Genomic DNA, 20,944 nt, shown 5'->3' with positions numbered 1-20,944 from the left:
CTTGGCCGCCGTCCGGCCGAACACCGACCAGCACGGGGATACTCGCTCCGCCCCGCTCAATCGGAATCGTCAGCGACCCGCACGATGGCGGCAACAGGGCCGCCGCCCGGAGGCCCCTGATGCTCGGCCCCGCCGGAGACGTAGACGGCGCCGCTTCCTGCAAGACCGCCGATCAGGCCGCCAACTGCGGCGCGGGCATGCCGTGTCGCGCTGATGTCGGTATCTTCCAGCATCGTGTGGCGAAAGCCGCGGACGCTGCCGTTCGGCGAGGCCTCCGCCTTGGCGAAGATATTGACGAGCTCGCGGCCCGTATCCGTCGTCGATCCCGCCTTTAGCCCCACGCTTACGAGCGCCTCGATCACGGCAGCGGCATCGATGGCGTCACGCATGACGGCATGGCCGATCTCGAACGGGCTTGCCGAAGACGCGGAGTTGCCGAGCACGATGACGACGTTGTGCATCAATTCGATCCCCGCCGAGGTCGAGGCCACCGACGAAAACAGCTCGAACCGCCGTAGCACGTCCTCGTCGCGGATCCCGTCCTCGATCTCGCCCAGCGCCACCGCGACGCCAAGCGCGGAGGCGCCGCGCGAATAAGCCATCGAGCTGTAGGCACTTGTCGTCACGGTTGTGCTGCCGCGCGCGGAGGCCGCCTCGACGCGCTCGCTGGTCAGCAGCGGGCATTTGATCTGGACGAAATGCACGTCTCTCGGCTCCGTGATACCCGCATCCGCCATGGCTGACACCACCGCTTTGGCCGTTTCCCCGATCTGCGGGTTGCGGCCGAGCTCCTCGGGGAGGAAATCACGGGTCTGTGCCATGCCGATGCTGAGCCGCTTTCCGGCAAGAGCAGCCGGCCTCGGCGCGATGCTTTGGCGCGTGAAGACGGTGATGTGCGGGCTCAGCACGCCTTCGGTGCCGCCGGACATCACGAAGGCGATGCGCTGCTCGACCTGATGAGACTCCAGCCCAACATGCGGCGCCAGCGCTGTGCAGAGCGCCGCCACGGCATATTCGCGCGTAAAGTCGTTGACGCCGCCATTGCCCTCGGTCTTGCCCAGGATCGCGAGGATCGCCTTCGGATCGATCTCGCCCTGCCCGATCATTTCCAAAAGGCCTGCAACGTCGCCCGGCCCTTTGGTGGCAATGCGAACGACGCCGACCGATGTTGTGCGCATGCCATCCCCCTCGCGGTGCGGCGATGCAGCAGCCAGCCGCGCAACGAGCATAATGGTCGGGACGGGGATTTCCAGACTGCAAAATTTGCTGTCGCATTCGCCAGGCCGTCATCCAACCGCTGCACAGAATTGCAGCACACGGCGCTGACGACTACTCCAGTTGTAAGACGGCCGCGCAGGCAAGTTGGCAGGCCTCGGTCCGGTCATTTCCTCCGGACCATCGTCGGCCTCGCGCGCTCAGTGCGATGCCAGAACTGGCCGGCGCGGCCCTCCGGCCGCCCGGCTTCTTCCCAGAGATGGTGGTCACGTGCGCGAATCTGCGCGTCGGTCGGGCATCACGAGCTTCCCGGCGGTCAACCGGTCCCCGTGATCTGCCGCTCCAGGCGCCGCGCCGCGCGAAACTCATCCAGATGATGGATATTGGGCGCGAACGCCGCCTCCCTGGACAGGAGATGATAGACGCGCGCGACGGTTCGCTGCTTGCGCTTTGCCGGTCCCGCCGGCAAGGCACGCGCCTTGCGGGTGGCCGCAATCGCGTGCTCACGAAAATAGTCGCAAGAATCGGACATGACGGCTCACCGGACATTGCTTTCGGTGCTAACGGCCTCGAATGGGGTCCGTTCCTCCCCTCCCCGTCAGACCGACTTTTCGGGTCCGACGAGGGGACGATTGCCGAAACCGGCGCGCGGGCTAGAATTGGCCGCTTGCATCGAATCCGCCGGTCACCTTACTCAAACGATCGATTTCGATTGTCCGTATCCTAAAAGCACCGTCGGCTTGAGGCGTGAGGAAATATGATGGCGTCCAGCGCAGATATCTCGTCGATTTTGAACCGCATTCTCGATACGGCCGCGGACAATCTCAGGGTCGCGAAGATCCTGATGCAAATGGGCCTCGATCCCAATAACATCACCTACGACGCCCTGTTCAACCGCCTGCTGGAAATCTTCCTGGCCAACATCACGTTGGCCAATCTGTTCGCCGTCGTCGGCGCGGTCTTCTTCGTCGCGACGCTTCTGATGCAGACCATGGTGCCGCTGCGGGTCGCCAACATGATCGGCTGCGCGTTGTTCGCTATCTACGGCTTGCTGTCGGGCAATACCTCGACCTTTCTGCTGTATCTTCTCTTGGTCCCGATCAACGGCGTTCGCCTCCGCCAGATGCTCAAGCTCGTGAAGAAGGCGCGCCACGCGACGCAGGGCGACATGTCGATGGAATGGCTGAAGCCTTTCATGACCGAGCGCAAATACCGCCATGGCGACACCCTCTTCAAGATCCACGACCCCGCCAACGAGATGTTCCTGACAGTGACTGGAAAGTTTCTGGTCAAGGAGATCAACATCGAGATCCCGCCTGGCCGCCTCATGGGTGAGCTCGGCTTCCTGACGCCGAACAACCAGCGCACCGGAACGGTGGAGTGCATCGAGGACGGCCAGGTGCTGACCATCACTTATGAACGACTGCTCGAGATCTACTTCCAGGACCCGCAATTCGGCTATTACTTCCTGGTCCTCGCCAGCCAGCGCCTGCTCGAAAACATCTCGCGCTTGCAGGAACAGCTCAAGGCGGAGCGAGCGACGACCACGAACCGGATCGCGTGACTCAGGTGAGCGGCGGCAAGGCCGCCGCACCCTACGATTCGCACCTGACGGCACCGGTCCCGATTTGAACCGGTTCGTCTATTGTCTGGCCCGAATATACGATTGTGGCACGACGCTGCCGGCGCCGATCAAGATGCCAATGACATGGGTAGTGTCATGATGCCTCCTGCGCTCCCTCCGCGGGCAAGCGATTGAACGAGCGGCACGGCCGGCACAGGTCAACCGAGCCGTGCATGCCCACAGCATTTCCCTTCCAACCGCTTTTTGCTACAGTCCTTGAGCCTCGCTACGCGATCGGGGCCTGTATGAAAGTTGTTGCGCCTGTGATGATCAGAGTCGACAACACGTTCAATGAAGACGGCTCGGACAAGGGCCGGCCAAAGAGACGTATCGCTGCCACGGTCTTCATCGACGTTGTCGGCTATTCCCGCCTCATGGGAAGGGACGAGGCCGGTACCCATCGACGATGGATGTCGATGCGAGCCGACGTCATCGAGCCTCGCGTTGCAGAGCATGGTGGGGAGGTCATCAAGAGCACCGGTGACGGCTTGCTTCTTGAATTTGGAAGTCCGGTCAACGCGGTCGGCTTTGCGCTCGACACGCAACGCGATCTGGCCGCAACGTCACTTGACCCCACCGAAGATCTGCAGTTGCGCATGTCCGCAAATTTCGGGGATATCATCGCCGAAAGCGATGACATTTACGGCGACGGGGTCAACATCGCGGCCCGCCTCCAAGAATTCGCCGCCCCCGGCGGCGTTGTCATTTCGGGGACCATCCATGATCAGGTCAAGGAGCAGCTGGAATACCAGGCCGCGGATCTCGGATTCCTGACTCTCAAGAACATCGAGCGGCGCATCCGCGCGTTCAAGATCGCGCATCGAGAATTGCGGGCTCCGACAGTCTCGATTTCCCATGGGCACAAGCCGTCAGTAGCGGTCCTGCCGTTGCACATGCTCGGTCTTGATGCAGAGGATGCTTATCTCGCACAGGGCATCACCCATGACATCGTTGCCTCGCTGGCGGGAATTCGCGAGCTGTTCGTCGTCTCGAGCACGTCCACGCTCGGCTTTACGGATCCGACCGCCGATCCGGCCGCCATCTGCAGCCGACTGGGCGTGAGGTATCTCGTCACGGGCACGCTCAGAAGGCACGGCGAGTTGCTGCGAATGCGAGCCCAGCTCATCGATGTCGACACGCGCTCCGTACTGTGGACAAACCAATATGAGTCGTCGATCACCCAGTTGTTCGACGTGCAGGAGACGATTGCGACGGGCATCGCCTACGCTCTGCTTCCGCACATTCATATCTCGGAGCTTAAGCGTGCCGAGCGCAAGGCACCGCAGAGTATGAACGCCTACGACCTTGTTCTCCAGGGCATGTATCGTTTGTATCGTCTCGGTCACGACGAAATGCTTGCGGCACGAATGCTGTTCGAGAAGGCCCTGGAGCATGATCCGGAATATGCGACCGCCTACGCCCTGATGGCCAAGTGGTACATCCTGCACATTGGCGAAGGGCATACCACGGATTTCAAAGCCGATTCCCGCGAGGCCTTGCGCCTCGCGTCACGCGCGCTCGAGTTCGAACCGTCGGACCCATTGGCACTCGCGATATTCGGGCACGTCCATTCCTTTCTGTTCGGCTCCTACGATCGCGCTCTCGATGCCTTCGATCGCGCCATCGGCGGAACGCCCAATTCGGCGATCGCCTGGTCGCTGAGCGCCTCGACATATTGCTATCTTGGCGATGGACCGCGTGCGGTCGCACGCGCTTCCTACGGAATATCGCTGTCGCCGCTGGACCCGTATGCCTATTTCTATCAATCGGCGCTCACCAACGCGCATTACACCAATGAGACTTTTGACGAGGCCGTGCACTGGGGCACGAAGGTCATGGCGGCAGCCCCGCAATTTGTCGCAAATTTGCGACTTCTTGTGGCGAGTCTTGTCGCAGCGGGGTCGCTCGATCAGGCACGTGAGGTCGGCGCCAGGCTCCTCAACATCGACCCAGCGTTTTCGGTGGAGAAGTTTATTAGTTGGTACCCGATCAAGCAGCCGGAGCGGCGCGCACTGATGGCCGAGCGATTCATCAAGGCCGGATTGCCCCGCTAGCGCGCCTGACGAAGCGCGTCCTGGTGCTTGATCGCTTCCCAGCGACGGTCAACGTATTCGGCAGAACAACCCTGGAGGAGGACGACATGGGAATGGGTATGGGAATGGGAATGGGCATGGGTATGGGAATGGGTATGGGCATGGGCATGGGTATGGGGATGGGCATGGCGTTCGGCGCCACGCCGCCCGAACTCGGCTTCCGACCCCTGACCCTGCAATTCGACCTTGGGCCTAACGTCGATCCGAGCTTTCCGGAAGATTTGCTGCCCAAAGAAGCCTGGCAGAACAGAGTTGGACCGTGGGACCCGGATGTCCTGTCGTTGCTCTACCTGACCGAGTTCGTCGATGCGACCAACTGGAAGTCTATCGCCCTGCCCGCGGACCTCCTCGGTTGGCAGCCGTCGAACGCGACGACTTTCGAAGCCTTCGTCAAGGCGGAAATTACCCAGCTTCAGCTGCTCATGCAGACCGACCGCGAACGCTACATGGGCGAGATCGTGGCGCAGCATGATAACGCGCCCGGTTACTGGGTGAGCCTGATGGCCGTCAACGGACATCAGCATCTCCTGACCCTGGTGGTCATGAATCTCGCGGTACGGATCGGGCAGATCGTGGCGGCCTATTACAAGAAGCGATACCTGCGCCCGAGGCCATCATACGTCTGCCCGGGCCTCTTGCCGTCGTTTGGTCCGCCTGCGCACGCCTCGTTTCCAAGCGGCCATTCGCTGCAAAGTTGGCTGTTGTCGGGGCTCCTTGCAAAGATAGCGCCCGATTATCAGTATCAGCTCGACTGGCTGGCCGCGCGGGTTGCACTCAACCGCGAGCGAGCGGGCGTGCACTATGCGAGCGACAGCGCTGCAGGCAAATATATTGCCTCCGCGTGCATCGACCTGATCGACAATTATTGCGATGACATCCAGGATCTGATCGGGAAAGCCCGTGACGAATGGAACGCTTCGATCGCGTCGGGAACGAGCGACACGCTGCCTGGTTTCCCTCCTGCTCCGGGACCATGATCGCGTATCGCGGCGAGAACGGCGAGCCTGGCCGAAGTTTCTACTGGATTATCCACTCGCGGTAGCCGAGATTGTTGTCGGCCCGAACAAGATCGGCCAAGTTCACCGGACCGGCAGCGCATGCAAGATTGGACCCGGGATCGATATTGCTGCGGTCACCTGCCGCCGTCGAACGGACGAGCAGACCATTTCGGGAGCCCGACTGCGGTGTCCATGGGAAAGGCCCGAACGTCGCCTCGCCACCAGCGGGCACGCTTCCCGTGATTTCGTTTCCAAGCTGCTGCCACTGGCCCGCGGTCTCCCATGTCGCGACGTCGTCGTCGAGCGCCGTGAAAACCACCACCGAAGTCCCGGCCGCCGGCTGGTCGCCGCGATTGTGAAGCTTGACGTAAACATAATTTGTTTGCCCTGCGCGCGGCGGATCCTGATCGTCCGTCCCGTCATCCGCCGCGTAGCGGATCCAGACAGCGTCTTTGGCGGCCTGCCACTCGTAATGGTACTCATATCCTCCCCCGCGGGGGCTATCGATGTAGATGTCAATCGACGGCGCACTGCCCGGACCGTCGTGTCGCCCCGTCAATGACGCCTGGTACAGACCTTGCTGTTCGAAAGCCCATCGCACGACCTTGTGCAGCATGCCGCCCAGTCGACGCGATCCGTTGTAATCGATGTAGGACGTACCGACGTCGGCATCCATCAAGGCGGTGGCGAATTGACTCGCCTCGCGGGTCGGCTGTGTGCTGACGGGAGCAAGTGAAGCGATCGCACGTATGATGAGATAGGCGATGTAGTTCGCGGCCGCTTTGCGCGCGCCCACATCCGGCTCCAGCTCATCAGCCGCGTTGGGGCGCACCGCGTCACCGCCGACGGCAAGGTACAGGCCGAACAAGGTGCTGGACAGGATCTGCTCGGAATTGTAGCCGGCCGGGTCCCGCGGCGGATAGGTGGGATCGGGTTTCTCATAGAGCGTGCCGCTCCACCCCCATCCGTCGGTAACCTTGCGATCGTGACGTCGCAGCGGCAACTGGACGAAGGGAAACGTCACCCCGCGCCAGGGGGCTCCAAGCTTCGATGCCGGATCAGACATGATCGCGCCGAGCGCATCGCCGGCACTGTGTGCGAAGTCGAATTCGGTCGAGTCGGTCGCGGCCAGGATCAGAACATGGCAGAACTCGTGCCAGACGAAACGCGCGTCGGCGGCAAGTCCCAGTGGGTTCTTCCAGGTGTCCGCAAAATCTGCAAGCCCAAACAACATCCTGACGTCCAACTGCGGCAACAGCGCGTCAGCGCGGAAAGGTGTCACATAGGCGTTGATGCCGCGGCCGTCACGAGCTCCGGGGCCCGACAGCATCTTGGCACGATGTTCGACCGTCAAAGGCAATGCCACCTTCCCAAAATGGTCTTGAAGACTGAAGCCGAACCCCTCGACCAGCCGCATCATCGAGTCGCAATGATAGTAGGCGCTGACTGCAGCAAAATTGTTGGTTCGGGCCGAAAACTCGAAGGGAGGTCTCTGAGTCGGAGGGTCGTAGTACTTGCCGAGCGCAGATGGATCGAGCACCGAAACGCGCGGCCCGGTGAGGGCGCGACGTCCGCCGCTCGCGTAGTTGAGATCCAGCAATGTGACGGAGTCGCGTTCCGGATCGAGCAGATTGTCGCCGCTGTCATGGCGGGCCTTGAAGTTGCCCTCCTTGCTGTCCGGATCGATCGAGAAAACAGATCCGAGGCACGCCGAGGCGATCGGCGCTTTACGAACGGCCTGGCCGCTCACGACGTCGACCAGCACGCGATGCGCAATGGAGTCACCACTGCCCACGGGCAGGAAAACCGTGGCACTGGCAGCAAGACCCAAGCTGACGTCGCCCCCGGCGGTTTTCCGTCCATGCCGCTCATAAGCGACGAGCCGTGCATCGATGACCGCGCCGGCCGAGCCATCGAGGCCCAGCGCGGAACCGAACAGCTTGAGAGCCACATCCGGATCCAACGCATCGGCCCATGTCGGCTTCAACTTGCCAATCAGCTTCTCGACACTCTCCACGTCGATCGACAATTCGGCATTTCCGAGTGTCGTCAGGCGCGCGCTCGTGATTTGTGGTTGATCGTCGGGGCCATCATTGACGACGAGACGAATGCTGCTGCCTTGAATATCGACGACAAGGTCAGAATTCTTCACGGGAGTTGTTTGCCGGACCCAGACGATTGTCGTCTCGAGGTGGTCATTCCGGCGCAACTCACGCGGTTCTGCCCAGGCGAATCGCGACTCGCTGGATCGTGAAGTCTCGTCAGCGCCGATCGTATGGCTGAGATAGGCCAAATCTTCCCGACTGAGCGGCAACAACGGTCGTTCACGCTGAGATGCCCACGTCAGATAGTCGAGCGCAGCCTGCTTGGCGGGTTCACCGGGCTCACCCTTCGCGGGTGCCTGCAAGTGGCGAAGCTCCCTGATGACGCCGTGAACGTCCTTTTCGATCACAATATCTGGATCTTGCGGAAATATCATAGCCCACCTCGAGGGACCCTGATCCTCAGCATTCCGGAGACCTGAGCATGCACTCGACCGTTGGTTGAGGCAAGCGCGAACCTGTCAGACCACCGATCAGGACGAAACGCTCTCAAGCCCCAAAGGCAAAGATATTATGTTTTACCGAAATCTTGAATTCCTGCATGAGTCGCGCATGAGCATGCCGTCTCTGCCCCCAAGAGCAAAGCTCGGGCGAAATACGCCACGAGAACGAGGCGTAGGTCCCGGTGATGCGCAGGCGCACGAACAAGGCCGACCGGGCGACTTTGCGCCCCCTACCCCGCCTTCGCTTCCTCCGTCAGCATCCGCACCGCGACGCGGTCGCGGCGGATGTAGTGGTGCCAGGCGGAGGCGGCGACGTGAACCACGATCAGAGCCAGCAGCACATAGGCAAAGAGGATGTGGCGGTCTTCATAGGCGCGCGCTGCCTCGCGGTCGGGAGAGGTGAACTGCGGCACGTGAAACAGGCCGAAGAAGCTGGAGTAGACGGGCGCATGCGCGCCGGAATGCGCCCAGCCGAGCATCGCGACCAGGATGACGACGAGATAGAGCGCGGCGTGACTGATGCGCGCGGCGAACTTCTGCCAGGGGCGGCTGTCATCCGGCAGCGCCGGTGTCGGGTTGCCTATGCGCCAGGCCAGGCGAATGACGGTGAGCAGCAGGACCACATAGCCGATGTCGGCGTGGATCGAGCGGTAGAAGAAGCGGTCGGGCCTCGCCGGGACATGGTTGACCCACCAGCCGAAGCCGATCATGCCGATGATCGCGACCGCGAGGATCCAGTGAAACCAGCGGGAGATACTGCCCCAGCCGGCATTGGTGTTTCTGATCATGTCGGCTCCCCGGAATAAATGCGGATGTCCCCAACTGCGGTGCAGCATGGCTGCGATCTGATAGCGGGCGAGCCCAATCGAGGCGATTTGAATCGTTCAAAATTGGGTCGCACCCGCGTCCGCCGCAAAAGCGCCCCAAAAACCGAATGGTAACCATGGCAAGGCTAGGGTAACCGCGTGGCAGACTTCCCAACCATATTGGTGTTCGATTCCGGCCTCGGCGGGCTCACCGTGTTGCGCGAGGTCGTCGCGGCGCGCCCCGATGCGCATTACGTCTATGTCGCCGACGACGCCTTCTTTCCGTACGGCCATCACAGCGAAGATGAGATCATCGCTCGCGTGGTGCCGCTGATGGGCGAGCTGATCGGCACGCACGATCCCGAGCTCGTCGTGATCGCCTGCAACACCGCTTCCACGCTCGTGCTGTCGCATTTGCGCGAGGCCTATTCCGTACCCTTCGTCGGCACGGTGCCGGCGATCAAGCCGGCCTGCGCGCAATCGAAAACCCGGCGCGTCTCCGTGCTCGGCACCAAGGGCACCGTGAAACGGGAATACACCCGCGCCTTGATCCGTGATTTCGCGCAAGGCTGCGAGGTGACGCTGGTCGGTTCGCCCGAGCTCGCCTCGCTCGCGGAAGCTGCGCTCGGAGGCCATGCAATCAGCGACGGCGATATCCTCGCTGAACTGAAACCCTGCTTTGTCGGCGATCCCGACGATGCGACCTCACGCACCGACACGATTGTGCTCGCCTGCACGCATTATCCGCTGCTGCTCGACCGGCTGACGAAACTTGCGCCCTGGCCGGTCGACTGGATCGACCCGGCCCCCGCAATCGCGCGCCGCGTCTCGGACCTGCTCGGTCCGCGCGCCGCGGAGATCGTGCAGACCGGTGCGGAAATGATCTTCACGTCCCGCCGACCGCACGGCCTCGGCCCTTCGCTCACGCCGTTCTTCGGCGGGCGCGTCCCGGCCTGACTTTTCGCGTCGCTGGCACGCTGCTAGGTTGCGCCGCTCTATCCCGCAGGTTCTGGCCATGTCAGCCACATCAACGCCGCTCAACCACCTCCGCCAGCTCTGGCGCGAAGGGCGACCCGCCTTCGGAGCGATCGCGACCATTCCGAGCGTGCAGACCGTACAGATCATGGCGCGCTCGCTCGACTGGATCATCGTCGATCTCGAGCACGGGCCAATCGGGTTGACCGAAGCGCATGCGATGATCGCCGCCACGACCGGCACGCCATGCACGCCGCTGGTGCGCATCGCCGCCAACGAGCCCTGGCTTGCCAAGGCCCCTATGGACATCGGCGCCTTCGGCATCAATTTCCCGATGATCACGAGTCGCGCGGAAGCTGAGAAAGCGGTGCGCAGCGTTCGCTATCCGCCGCGCGGCGATCGTCTCTGGGGCCCCTTCCATGCTCCGTTCCGCTGGGGCCAATCGATGCCCGACTACATGGCTTCAGCCGACGACGAGATGCTCTGCATGATCACCATCGAGCATGTCGAGGCGGTTAATCGCATCGACGAGATTATGGCGACCCCCGGGATCGACATTGCGGTGATCGGTCCTGGCGATCTCGCCACCTCCATCAACAAGCGTGGCCAGATGGAGGACCCGGAACTGCTGGAGCTGATCGCCCGGGCCGAGGCCGGTATTCTCAAAAGCGGCGTGCCGATCGGCGGGGCGGCGCGCACCGCCGAGCAGGCCAACCGCCTGATCGACCGCGGCTACCGCGCCATTGCGCTCGGCTTCGACTGGTCGCTGTTCCAGCGCGGCATCATGGCGGCGTTCGAGGGTATCAAGCGGTAGGTCGTCCTTCGCGCGATTCTCAAGGTCGGTAGCAGGTCACATCAAATTAGCTATTTAAAGCATTGAAATGACATGATTTTACCGAAATTCGCGGGTCTTCTTCTGAGGCTGAGAAGAGCATGGTGCATGAAGCCGCTGGCTCCGCCCCGGCTGGTTCATGCTAGATCAGGGCAGCGGGCGGACCATCGACTCGCCACACCGATTTGAGCCCGCGGAAACCCGAGGACGATGCGCGGTACACCCAGGAAAATCTCGCTGCTGCGGCGCATGGTCTTCGACCTCATGCACGCCTCGATGGGCGTGCCCTTCGTCTCGCTGTCGCGGCCGCTCCAGATCCGCCCCGTGCTCGACGCGCGCGCGAGCGCAAAGGTGCCGGCCGGCTGGGCCGCGATCTTCGTCAAGGCCTTTGCGCTCGTCGCCAGGGATGAACCGATCCTGCGCACGCTCTATGCCAAATGGCCGTGGCCGACCTTCTATGAGCTGCCCAAAAGCGTGGCGATGGTGGCGGTCGCTCGCCTCGTGGACGGCGAGGAATGCGTGGTGGCGCAGCGGATTGCCGGCCCGGACGATCTGCCGCTGGCCGAGATCGACGTCCTGATCCGGCATGCCAAGGAAGCCCCGCTCCAGGACGTGCCGATGGTTCGCAAGATGATGCTGGCGATGCGCCTGCCGCTGCCGCTGCGCCGGCTGGCCTGGCTGATCGGGCTCAATTTCGGCCGCCAGCGCGCCAGCTTTTTTGGCAGCTATTCGGTCACCTCGGTCGCGGCCTATGGCGGGGGCGAGCTCCACGCCATCACGCCAGGGCCGTTCATCCTGAGCTATGGGGTGGCCGAGCCGGACCAGACCATCAATGTCGTCCTTCGCTGGGATCACCGGATTACCGATGCCGCCCCGATCGCGCGGGTCCTGACCCGGCTGGAACAGGTCCTGAACACTGAAATCGCTGCCGAATTGCGTGGCAGCCGCCAGGCCGCCGAACCCAAGCCGATCCGCGCTGTGGCAACGTAAAAGATTGACAGGACGGCCCGATTTCTCCTAAAAGCCGCCTGCTCGCGGGCCGGTTTCGGCCCGCGAAGCGTTTCGCGACCCGTGGCCTTGTCCCTTGAAGCTTTGGGGATGGGGCCTGTCGGTGCCGGGTTTCCCGGTCACACAGGAGGGCGCGTTTCCTCAAACCAACCTAACTCTATCAAGAGGACGCGATGACTAAGCGCAGTGAGGCGAAGTACAAGATCGATCGCCGTATGGGCCAGAACATCTGGGGCCGCCCGAAGAGCCCCGTGAACCGCAGGGAATACGGCCCCGGCCAGCACGGCCAGCGCCGCAAGGGCAAGCTCTCCGACTTCGGCGTGCAGCTCCGCGCCAAGCAGAAGCTCAAGGGTTATTACGCCAACATCTCTGAGCGCCAGTTCCACGGCATCTATGTCGAGGCGAGCCGTCTGAAGGGCGACACCGGTGAGAACCTGATCGGCCTCCTGGAGCGCCGTCTCGACGCGGTCGTGTACCGCGCCAAGTTCGTCTCCACGATCTTCGCAGCACGTCAGTTCATCAACCACGGGCACATCAAGGTGAACGGCCGCAAGGTCAACATCTCGAGCTACCAGCTCAAGGTCGGCGACGTGATCGAGGTCAAGGAAGCTTCCAAGCAGCTGGCCCACGTTCTCGAAGCGAGCCAGCTCCCGGAGCGTGACGTTCCCGACTATCTCGAAGTCGACCACGGCAAGATGACCGCGAAATACGCGCGCATCCCCGGCCTCTCCGACGTGCCGTTCCCGGTGCAGATGGAGCCGCATCTGGTCGTCGAATTCTATTCGCGCTGATAACGAAGTTCGAAAGGCCCCGGCAAAACCGGGGCCTTTTTGCTTAAGAGACCCGGCAAGGGCCGTCCCAATCCAAGAGGCGTCGCATGCTCTATACTCCTCCCCCCGTCGATCCCAAGGCGCCGCCGGTGCGCATCAACCTGCTCTCGGACACGCAGACGCGGCCGACGCCCGCGATGCGCGAGGCGATGGCGCGCGCGGAGGTCGGCGACGAGCAGGTCGGCGACGACCCGACCACCAATGCGCTCTGCGAGCGCGTCGCAGACCTGCTCGGCAAGGAAGCTGCAGTATTCATGCCCTCGGGCACGATGTGCAACGTCACCGCGACGCTGGTGCACTGCCGTCCTGGCGATGAGATCCTCGCGCATGAAACCGCACATATCATCGCGCGCGAAGGCGGCGCACATGCCGCGCTCGGCGGCTTCCAGATCACGCAGCTCCAGGGTCCCGACGGACAGTTCACCCCAGACACCCTCCGCAAGGCGCTGCATCCGCGCACGCGCTACCAGCCGACGCAGAGGGTGGTCAGCGTCGAGCAGACGGCCAATATCGGCGGCGGCACGATCTGGAAGAAAGCGGCGCTCGACGAGATCGTCGCGATCGCGAAGCAGAATGGTCTTGCCACCCACATGGACGGGGCGCGCCTGCTCAACGCTACCGTCGCCGCCGGAATCTCAGCGCGTGACATGGCGGCAGGCTGGGATTCGGCCTGGATCGATTTCTCGAAGGGCCTCGGCGCACCGATCGGCGGCGTGCTGGCCGGCTCGCGCGACTTCATCGACGCGGTCTGGCAGTGGAAGCAGCGCCTCGGCGGCTCGATGCGGCAGTCCGGCGTCTGCGCGGCCGCCTGCATCTATGCGCTAGACCACCACGTCGATCGCCTTGCGGATGACCACGCCAATGCACGCTCGCTGGCGCGTGGGCTGTCGCAGATCGCAGGCATCGAGGTGCAGGAGCCCGAGACCAATCTCGTGTTCTTCAAGCCCGACGGCACCGGCGTCCCCGGCGACAGGATGGTCGGTGCCTTGCGCTCGCGCGGCGTGACGCTTGCGATGATGGATGGCCGTATCCGCGCCTGCACGCATCTCGACGTGACGGCTGCGATGATCGAGGAGACGATCGGCCATGTGCGCGAGATCGTGCGCGGGGCGTGATCAGCGCTCCATCGCCTCGTAGACCAGCCGCTTCAATTCGGTCTGGATCGTCCCGCGCTGCGCCGGCGACTGCATCATGCAGATCACAAACATGTCGTCCGCGGGATCGATGAAGAAGAAGGTGCCGCCGACACCGTCCCAGCGATATTCGCCGGCCGGCAGCGGCGCGTTCGCTTCCGTGCGAACAGCAAATCCCAGGCCAAAACCGCTGTCAGGGCCCGGAAAATAGAATTCGGGATCCTTCTCGATGCCGGTCCCGTCGCCGATCTGGTCCGAGGTCATCAGCGCGACCGTCTCGTGCCTGAGATAGCGCCTTCCGTCGAGCTCGCCGCCATTGAGCAGCATCTGCGCAAAGCGCGCATAGTCGCCGATGGTGCCCACCACGCCCGCACCGCCGGATTCCCAGCGATGCGGTGCGGTCGCCTCCCTAATGCCGGCGACGGGACGGTCGAACCAGTCGCTTGGCAACGGCTCTGCGATCAATTGTCGCTTCGCATCGTCGGCGACGAAAAAAGCGGTATCGCTCATCCCCAGCGGATCGAGCAGCCGCTCCTTCTCGAACTGATAGAGCGACTGTCCCGAGACGATCTCGATCACTCGACCGAGCACGTCAGTCGAATGGCCGTAGTCCCACAGCGTCGCCGGCTGCTCGGCCAGCGGCAATCGCGCCAGCCGCGCGACGAATTCCGCATTGTCGGGATCGCCGTCAAACAGGCCGGCCTGCGCATAGAGCCTGCGCACGGGATTATCGCCGTAGAAGCCGTAGGTGATGCCGGAGGTGTGACGCAGGAGGTCGCGGATGGTGATCGGTCGCGCCGGCGACTCGAGCCGCAAGCGACCGTCCGGCCGCGCGACGCCAATCTTCACGTCGGCGAAGGCCGGAATGTATCTCGCGAGAGCATCGTCGAGGCCAAGCCTGCCGTCGTCGAGCAGCATCATCGCCGCGACCGAGGTCACCGGCTTCGACATCGAATAGAGGCGGAAGATGGTATCGTCCGTCATCGGCGCTGCCGTCTTGACGTTGCGCAGACCAGATCTCTCGTAGAGCACGGGCCTGCCGTGCTGCTGGATCAGCAGGATCGCGCCGGGAATCTTGCCGGCCGTAACCTCATTGCGAAGATAGTCGCTGATGCGCGCAAGCTTCTGCGGATCGAGCTCACGTCCGGCGAGCAGGTCTTCCGCCGCTGCAACCGCGGCGAATGCCAACAGGCCAGCGCAGACAAACAGCCAACGCACGAGGGCCAGACGTGCTTCGGCGGAACGACGGCCCAGCCTCATCGTCAGTCGCCGGCGCCGTGCGCGAGCAGCGCCTCACGATGCAAGACAGCACTGGGCTCGGAGAAACAGCAGAAGATGACCTGAGTGACCGAAGGAGTCGTGGCCAGAGCTTCGACCGTGGTCGCAACTGCAATCTGCGCGGCACGGTCCGCCGGGAAACGGTAGATGCCGGTCGAAATCGCCGGGAATGCCACGGAAGCAAGCTCGTGCTTGCGGCAGAGCTCCATCGAACGGCGATAGCAGGAGGCGAGCAGATCGTCTTCACCGAGAGTGCCGCCATTCCATACCGGACCGACGGTGTGGATCACATGCGCGGCCTTCAGCCGGTAGCCCCGCGTGATCTTGGCATCACCCGTCTTGCAGCCATGGAGCATGCGGCACTCGGCGACAAGGTCCGGGCCGGCGGCCCGGTGGATCGCACCATCGACGCCGCCTCCGCCGAGGAGCGATGTGTTGGCAGCGTTGACGATGGCGTCAACGCCGAGCGTGGTGATGTCGGCGACAATGATCTCGAGCTGCGCGCCACCGATCCGGCGCGTCAGCATCGCCAAGGATCAGGCCGCTGCGTTGACGGCAACGCCCTTGTCGGAGAAGAGCTGCTGCAATTCGCCAGCCTGGAACATCTCGCGTACGATGTCACAGCCGCCGACAAACTCGCCCTTCACATAGAGCTGGGGGATGGTCGGCCAGTTCGAATAGACCTTGATGCCGTTGCGCAACTCGGCGGATTCGAGAACGTTCAGGCCCTTATAGCCGACGCCGAGATGGTCGAGGATCTGCACGACCTGGCCGGAGAAACCGCACTGCGGAAATTGCGGCGTGCCCTTCATGAACAGAACCACGTCGTTCGACTTCACTTCGCTGTCGATGAATTCCTCGATGCTCATATCCATGTCCTTCCGGGGCGGAGCCCTCATCGCTTCGGGCGGCTCAGCCATCTAACCCGATACCTGCCTGTATATGTAGCGCAAACTATTGGACATCCAAAGTAAAATGGCGGCGACGAAGCCCTGCCATGCGGCCGGTCCGCCCATATTCGGGGCCGGCGGGGCCATAGCCTGATGGCTCTAATATCATCACCGAGGAGGACTTTTATCCCGTAACGGAGGCCCTATCTAGGACGAACCTGTCTCTTGGAACCGAGCTACGTCTGCAACGTTCTCTTGTCCACCCGGAGAAAATCGTGACGAAACAAGCCTCCGCGACGGCCAGCCCGCTCCCAGCGTCACCTTTCTCCGAATCCGGCAGCTTGGACGAAGCGCTGGTGGATGCCTTTGTGGCGGTCCGTAACGAGACTGAGCGCCGCGCCGCCCCGCTCAGCGCGGAAGACCAGCAGATCCAGTCCATGCCGGATGCGAGCCCCGCGAAATGGCACCGCGCGCATACGACCTGGTTCTTCGAGCAGTTTCTGCTTGGCGAGCACTGTCCGGGTTATAAGCCCTTCCATCCCGACTTCGCATTCCTGTTCAATTCCTATTACGTCAGCGCCGGTCCACGCCACGCTCGGCATCGCCGCGGCGACATCACGCGGCCAAGCGCCGATCAGGTCACCGCCTATCGAACCTACGTCGATGCCGCCGTCGTAAGATTCTTCCGCGAGGCGGACGAGGCCAAGCTTCGCGCCATCAGCCCGCTGGTCGAAGTCGGCCTCAATCATGAGCAGCAACACCAGGAGTTGATGTTCACGGATATCCTGCACGCCTTTGCGCAGAATCCAGTTCTCCCCGCTTACGATCGTGATTGGCGCTTCCCGGCCCCGAACAAGACGGGTGCGGAATGGCTATCCCTGAACGAAGGCATTCACAGCATCGGACATGCCGACGACAGCTTTCATTTCGATAATGAGAAGCCGGCGCATCGCGCGCTGGTGGGTCCCGTCAGGATCGCGCGCAATCTCGTCACCAATGCCGAATGGCTCGCCTTCATACGCGACGGCGGTTACCGAACCGCGCCGCTCTGGCTGATGGACGGCTTTGCCGCGGTCAGCAGCGAGGGCTGGCAGGCGCCGGGCCACTGGCGCGAGATCGACGGTCGCTGGCACATGATGACGCTCGCCGGCCTTAAGCCGGTCGATCCCGATGCCCCAGTCTGTCATGTCAGCTATTACGAGGCGGATGCGTTCGCGCGCTGGGCCGGAAAGCACCTGCCGACCGAGATGGAATGGGAGGTCGCGGCCCGCGCCGGCCAGCTCAACGATGCCTTCGGCATCGTCTGGCAATGGACCCGCAGCTCATATTCGCCCTATCCCGGTTACCGCGCCGTGGAAGGCGCGCTCGGCGAGTACAACGGCAAGTTCATGGTCAATCAGCTGGTGCTGCGCGGCTCCTCGCTTGCAACTCCGGGCGGGCACAGCCGTATCACCTATCGCAACTTCTTCTACCCGCACCACCGTTGGCAATTCACGGGATTACGCCTCGCCGACTACGACTAGAGCATGATCCGGAAAAGTGTGAAGCGGTTTTCCGAAGAGATCATGCTCAAACAACGACCTAAAGCGCGATCTCATCGGGCTTTAGTTCTCATCCGACGACAACCGCGCGCCGGACAGCGCGTTCAGGAGAGTATCATGAATGTGCACGCCAGCGCTTTGGCCGAAGCCCATCTTCCTGACGAACAGACCACCGCCTTTGCCCGCGACGCCATCGGAGATCTGTCGCAGCAGCCGAAAAAGCTGTCTCCGAAATATTTCTACGACGCGACCGGTTCGGAGCTGTTCGAGGCGATCACGCGCCTGCCGGAATATTACCCGACGCGCACCGAGCTCTCGATCCTGCGCGAGCGTGGCAGCGAGATCGCGAAAATCATGCCGGAGCATGCGGCGCTGGTCGAGTTCGGCGCCGGCGCGACCACCAAGGTCCGCCTGCTCCTGAAGCATTGCAGGTTCGCCGCCTACGTGCCCGTCGATATCTCCGGCGACTTCCTTCAGGGGCAGGCGAACGGCTTGCGGCGGGATTTCCCCTCGCTCGGCATCCATCCGGTCGCCGCAGACTTCACCACGCCGTTTGAGCTGCCGCCCGCGGTTGCCAACCTGCCGAAGGTCGGCTTCTTTCCCGGCTCGACCATCGGCAACTTCGAGCCGCACGAAGCCCAGGCGTTCTTGAAGAGCGCGCGCCGGATCCTGGGCCAGGGCGCGCTGATGATCATCGGTGCGGACCTCGAAAAGGACGAGCGGGTGCTCCACGACGCCTACAACGACGCCGCCGGTGTCACCGCCCGCTTCAACCTTAATGTGCTCGTGCGCATCAACCGCGAGCTTGGCGGCAATTTCGATCTCTCCGCCTTTACGCATCGCGCGATCTACAATCGCGAGCAGCACCGCATCGAGATGCACCTGATCAGCAGGAAGAGCCAGACCGTGCGCATGCTGGGCACCAGCTTCTCGTTCCGACCGGGCGAGAGCATCCACACCGAGAACAGCTACAAATACAGCATCGAACGGTTTGCAGCGCTCGCGCGCGGCGCCGGCTGGCGGGTGCGGGAGACGTGGACGGACGCCGCCAAGATGTTCTCGGTGCATGCAATGGAGGCCGTGGAGTAGGCTTCTCCAATGAGAGCGCTGGCTCAGGAGTCCCTCAACGACCGCGTCAACATGTCCCACACCGACCAACTTGGTGGTGCGGATATTGTCGATACGCCAGCGCCGGTCCTCGTGAACGAAGCCGTAGGTCACGACAGCCGGCGGTCCCGACCGATAGTCCGATCGGCACCGGCGGTTCAATCAGCCCCTTCGGACTTCGACCCCAACGACACCGACTCCCACACCGCCACCACGATCAGGATCGCCGTCGTCGCGATCGAGAGCCAGAGTGGAGACAATTCGCCGCCGAACCAGCCCAACGCCAGAAGCATGAGAATGCCGACGCCGTGCGAAAGTTGAAGGAAGCCGCGGATGGCGTGCTTGAACAGGATGGTGCCGACCAAGAACACCAGGGGACCACCGACCGTGCTCAATACCGTCCTGAGATCGGAATGTCCGGTCGGATGCTTCAGCACGAGCTCATCAGACACGGCGGTCAGGATGATGCCGGCAATGATTGGCATGTGCAGGTAGGTGTAGGCGAGCCGCGCCAGCCGACCGGACTCGGCGGATTTCGAGATCAGCTCGGAGCCCGCTTCCGCGCCCTTGTGGAAATAGATCCACCACATCGCGATGCTGCCGAGGAGCGCCGCCAGGAAGGCGAAGATGTTCTCCCCGGTCCAGCTCAGTTCGGCAAAGGTCGCGCCGTTGACGACGACCGCTTCACCCAGCGCGATGATGATGAAGCCGGCGCAGCGTTCGGCCATATGGCCGCCCTCGACCGCCCAGGCCTCGACCGACGAAAATCCCAGCTTCGGCACCCAGAAGCGTGCGGCTGGCGAGATGTATTCGAAGACCACGGCCGCGAGCCAGAACCATAGCCGAGTCTCGCCCTCCGCAAACCCACCGGCGATCCACAGCACGGCAGAGACCGAGAGCCAGAGCAGGATGCGGATCGCATTGTGCCGCACCAGGATCCGGTGCGGCGGCGTCACGAACAGCCAGAAGGCCGTCCGCCCAACCTGCATGGCCGCATAGGCAATCGCAAACCACAGCCCCCGCCCCTCGAACGCCGTCGGGATCGAGGTCGAGAGCACGAGGCCGCCCAGCATCATCAGGAAGAGCAGGACGCGGACCGGCGTCAGTTCGGGGTTCAGCCAGTTGGTGACCCAGGCAGTGTAGACCCAGACCCACCACACCGCGAGGAACAGCAGCGTGACCTGGACGGCGCCGAGCGGCGTGAAACGGCCGAGCAGCGTGTGCGAAATCTGCGTGACGGCGTAGACGAAGACGAGATCGAAGAACAGTTCGACATAGGTCACGCGGCCCGGCTGGTCCGGCACGATGACACGAAACATCGCGCCGCGTGAATTGTCCGCAGCCATGGCCTACCCCGCCGCCAAAAGATCAATTCGCCATCAGCTTCCGGGCACGCCGGTCTGCAGGGCCAGCGCGTGAAGCACACCTCCCATCTGGCCGCGCAGCGACTGATAGACAATCTGGTGCTGCTGAACGCGGGACTTTCCACGGAAGGATTCCGAGATCACGGTCGCGGCATAATGGTCGCCGTCACCGGCGAGGTCCCGGATCGTCACCTCGGCATCGGGGATCGCTGCCTTGATCATCGCCTCGATATCGTGGGCGTCCATTGGCATTCTGCTCTCGCTCCTTCTACCGCCTTCGAATTCAGGCCTTCGACTCACTTGCCGGGGTCCCCGGGACCGGCAGGCCCAAACTTAGCGTGAACGGCCTTCTAGGTCACGCTTTCAACGACTATATTCCGCCTTCGAGCGGGATAAAGGCACGACAAAGTGCCGCGCGTGGCCAATCGACCAAAAAGGCGTGATATCATGAAGCTTCCGGGCCCCGACCACCCCATCACCATCACTCACAACCCCAGGCGCGTCCGCGTGACGGCGGGCGACGTCGTTATCGCCGACACCACGAAGGCGCTGACGCTGAAGGAGGCCCGGTATCCGGCCGTCCAATACGTACCGCGGGAGGACGCCAACATGGCCGTGCTCGAACGGACCGACCGCGTCACTCATTGTCCCTACAAGGGCGACGCAAGCTATTTCAGCGTCAAGGCTGACGGCACGACGCTGGAC

General features: G+C 62.9%; 21 protein-coding genes. 11 read left to right on the top strand and 10 right to left on the bottom strand.

The features are described from left to right. Positions 1–56 precede the first annotated feature (56 nt). The 3 genes from atzD to SO140_RS38440 all read right to left on the bottom strand — a co-directional run bounded on the left by atzD (position 57) and on the right by SO140_RS38440 (position 1,747). Positions 57–1,178, bottom strand: coding sequence for a cyanuric acid amidohydrolase (gene atzD, locus SO140_RS38450; protein ID WP_449377168.1), 1,122 nt, complete (start codon positions 1,176–1,178; stop codon positions 57–59). 203 nt (positions 1,179–1,381) lie between these two features. Beyond that, positions 1,382–1,495, bottom strand: a complete 114-nt coding sequence (locus SO140_RS38445) for a DUF2934 domain-containing protein (protein ID WP_449377248.1) — start codon at positions 1,493–1,495, stop codon at positions 1,382–1,384. A gap of 36 nt (positions 1,496–1,531) precedes the next feature. Further along, positions 1,532–1,747 (bottom strand): hypothetical protein, encoded by a 216-nt coding sequence (locus SO140_RS38440; RefSeq protein ID WP_474798546.1) that lies wholly within the window; start codon positions 1,745–1,747, stop codon positions 1,532–1,534. Between the two features lie 225 nt (positions 1,748–1,972). Between SO140_RS38440 and SO140_RS38435 the strand changes: the two genes are divergently transcribed. The 3 genes from SO140_RS38435 to SO140_RS38425 all read left to right on the top strand — a co-directional run bounded on the left by SO140_RS38435 (position 1,973) and on the right by SO140_RS38425 (position 5,909). Then, positions 1,973–2,779 carry a Crp/Fnr family transcriptional regulator gene (locus tag SO140_RS38435; RefSeq protein ID WP_449377166.1) on the top strand — a complete coding sequence of 269 codons (807 nt, stop codon included), beginning with the start codon at positions 1,973–1,975 and terminating at the stop codon, positions 2,777–2,779. 191 nt (positions 2,780–2,970) lie between these two features. Next, the gene (locus tag SO140_RS38430) at positions 2,971–4,893 is read left to right on the top strand and encodes an adenylate/guanylate cyclase domain-containing protein (RefSeq protein WP_449377165.1); all 1,923 of its coding nucleotides are present in this window, start codon (positions 2,971–2,973) and stop codon (positions 4,891–4,893) included. 23 nt (positions 4,894–4,916) lie between these two features. Beyond that, positions 4,917–5,909 (top strand): phosphatase PAP2 family protein, encoded by a 993-nt coding sequence (locus SO140_RS38425; RefSeq protein ID WP_449377164.1) that lies wholly within the window; start codon positions 4,917–4,919, stop codon positions 5,907–5,909. Positions 5,910–5,949: 40 nt separating this feature from the next. Here SO140_RS38425 and SO140_RS38420 read toward each other — a convergent pair whose 3' ends face one another. After that, the gene (locus tag SO140_RS38420) at positions 5,950–8,409 is read right to left on the bottom strand and encodes a hypothetical protein (protein WP_449377163.1); all 2,460 of its coding nucleotides are present in this window, start codon (positions 8,407–8,409) and stop codon (positions 5,950–5,952) included. A gap of 296 nt (positions 8,410–8,705) precedes the next feature. After that, the gene (locus tag SO140_RS38415; RefSeq protein WP_449377162.1) at positions 8,706–9,263 is read right to left on the bottom strand and encodes a cytochrome b; all 558 of its coding nucleotides are present in this window, start codon (positions 9,261–9,263) and stop codon (positions 8,706–8,708) included. 177 nt (positions 9,264–9,440) lie between these two features. Here SO140_RS38415 and murI point away from each other — a divergent pair, with 177 nt between their 5' ends. The 5 genes from murI (at position 9,441) to SO140_RS38390 (ending at position 14,041) form a co-directional block, all read left to right on the top strand. Further along, a complete protein-coding gene (gene murI / locus SO140_RS38410; protein WP_449377161.1) occupies positions 9,441–10,238 on the top strand; it encodes a glutamate racemase in 798 nt (265 codons plus the stop codon). Positions 10,239–10,296: 58 nt separating this feature from the next. Further along, a complete protein-coding gene (locus SO140_RS38405; RefSeq protein WP_449377160.1) occupies positions 10,297–11,070 on the top strand; it encodes an HpcH/HpaI aldolase family protein in 774 nt (257 codons plus the stop codon). 228 nt (positions 11,071–11,298) lie between these two features. Continuing rightward, on the top strand, positions 11,299–12,078 hold the full coding sequence (locus tag SO140_RS38400) for an acyltransferase (RefSeq protein ID WP_449377159.1): 780 nt from the start codon (positions 11,299–11,301) through the stop codon (positions 12,076–12,078). Between the two features lie 191 nt (positions 12,079–12,269). After that, complete coding sequence (rpsD, locus tag SO140_RS38395) at positions 12,270–12,887, top strand: 30S ribosomal protein S4 (RefSeq protein ID WP_018647416.1); 618 nt, start codon at positions 12,270–12,272, stop codon at positions 12,885–12,887. A gap of 86 nt (positions 12,888–12,973) precedes the next feature. Then, on the top strand, positions 12,974–14,041 hold the full coding sequence (locus SO140_RS38390; RefSeq protein ID WP_449377158.1) for a threonine aldolase family protein: 1,068 nt from the start codon (positions 12,974–12,976) through the stop codon (positions 14,039–14,041). Here the strand turns inward: SO140_RS38390 and SO140_RS38385 are convergent, their stop codons facing one another. The 3 genes from SO140_RS38385 to grxD are packed head-to-tail and all read right to left on the bottom strand — an operon-like array spanning position 14,042 to position 16,206. Next, the gene (locus SO140_RS38385; protein ID WP_449377157.1) at positions 14,042–15,319 is read right to left on the bottom strand and encodes a serine hydrolase domain-containing protein; all 1,278 of its coding nucleotides are present in this window, start codon (positions 15,317–15,319) and stop codon (positions 14,042–14,044) included. Between the two features lie 2 nt (positions 15,320–15,321). Beyond that, positions 15,322–15,870 (bottom strand): O-acetyl-ADP-ribose deacetylase, encoded by a 549-nt coding sequence (locus SO140_RS38380; RefSeq protein WP_449377156.1) that lies wholly within the window; start codon positions 15,868–15,870, stop codon positions 15,322–15,324. A 3-nt stretch (positions 15,871–15,873) separates the two neighbouring features. Then, positions 15,874–16,206, bottom strand: coding sequence for a Grx4 family monothiol glutaredoxin (gene grxD, locus SO140_RS38375; RefSeq protein WP_254105106.1), 333 nt, complete (start codon positions 16,204–16,206; stop codon positions 15,874–15,876). A gap of 296 nt (positions 16,207–16,502) precedes the next feature. Here grxD and egtB point away from each other — a divergent pair, with 296 nt between their 5' ends. Both egtB and egtD read left to right on the top strand, forming a co-directional pair. Further along, positions 16,503–17,750, top strand: a complete 1,248-nt coding sequence (egtB, locus tag SO140_RS38370; RefSeq protein ID WP_449377155.1) for an ergothioneine biosynthesis protein EgtB — start codon at positions 16,503–16,505, stop codon at positions 17,748–17,750. A 135-nt stretch (positions 17,751–17,885) separates the two neighbouring features. After that, positions 17,886–18,857: an L-histidine N(alpha)-methyltransferase gene (egtD, locus tag SO140_RS38365; RefSeq protein WP_449377154.1), complete on the top strand. Its 972-nt coding sequence runs from the start codon at positions 17,886–17,888 to the stop codon at positions 18,855–18,857. A 176-nt stretch (positions 18,858–19,033) separates the two neighbouring features. On the opposite strand, the gene SO140_RS38360 is transcribed toward egtD, so the two are convergent. Both SO140_RS38360 and SO140_RS38355 read right to left on the bottom strand, forming a co-directional pair. Further along, positions 19,034–20,221, bottom strand: a complete 1,188-nt coding sequence (locus SO140_RS38360) for a low temperature requirement protein A (protein ID WP_449377153.1) — start codon at positions 20,219–20,221, stop codon at positions 19,034–19,036. 33 nt (positions 20,222–20,254) lie between these two features. Next, positions 20,255–20,491, bottom strand: a complete 237-nt coding sequence (locus tag SO140_RS38355) for a BolA family protein (protein ID WP_027525381.1) — start codon at positions 20,489–20,491, stop codon at positions 20,255–20,257. A gap of 195 nt (positions 20,492–20,686) precedes the next feature. Here SO140_RS38355 and SO140_RS38350 point away from each other — a divergent pair. Further along, positions 20,687–20,944 (top strand): DUF427 domain-containing protein (locus SO140_RS38350; protein ID WP_498543854.1); only part of this gene is annotated, 258 nt, incomplete at its 3' end.

The organism is Bradyrhizobium sp. UFLA05-108 (genome assembly GCF_059803455.1).
This window is presented reverse-complemented; position numbering and strand designations above follow the sequence as displayed.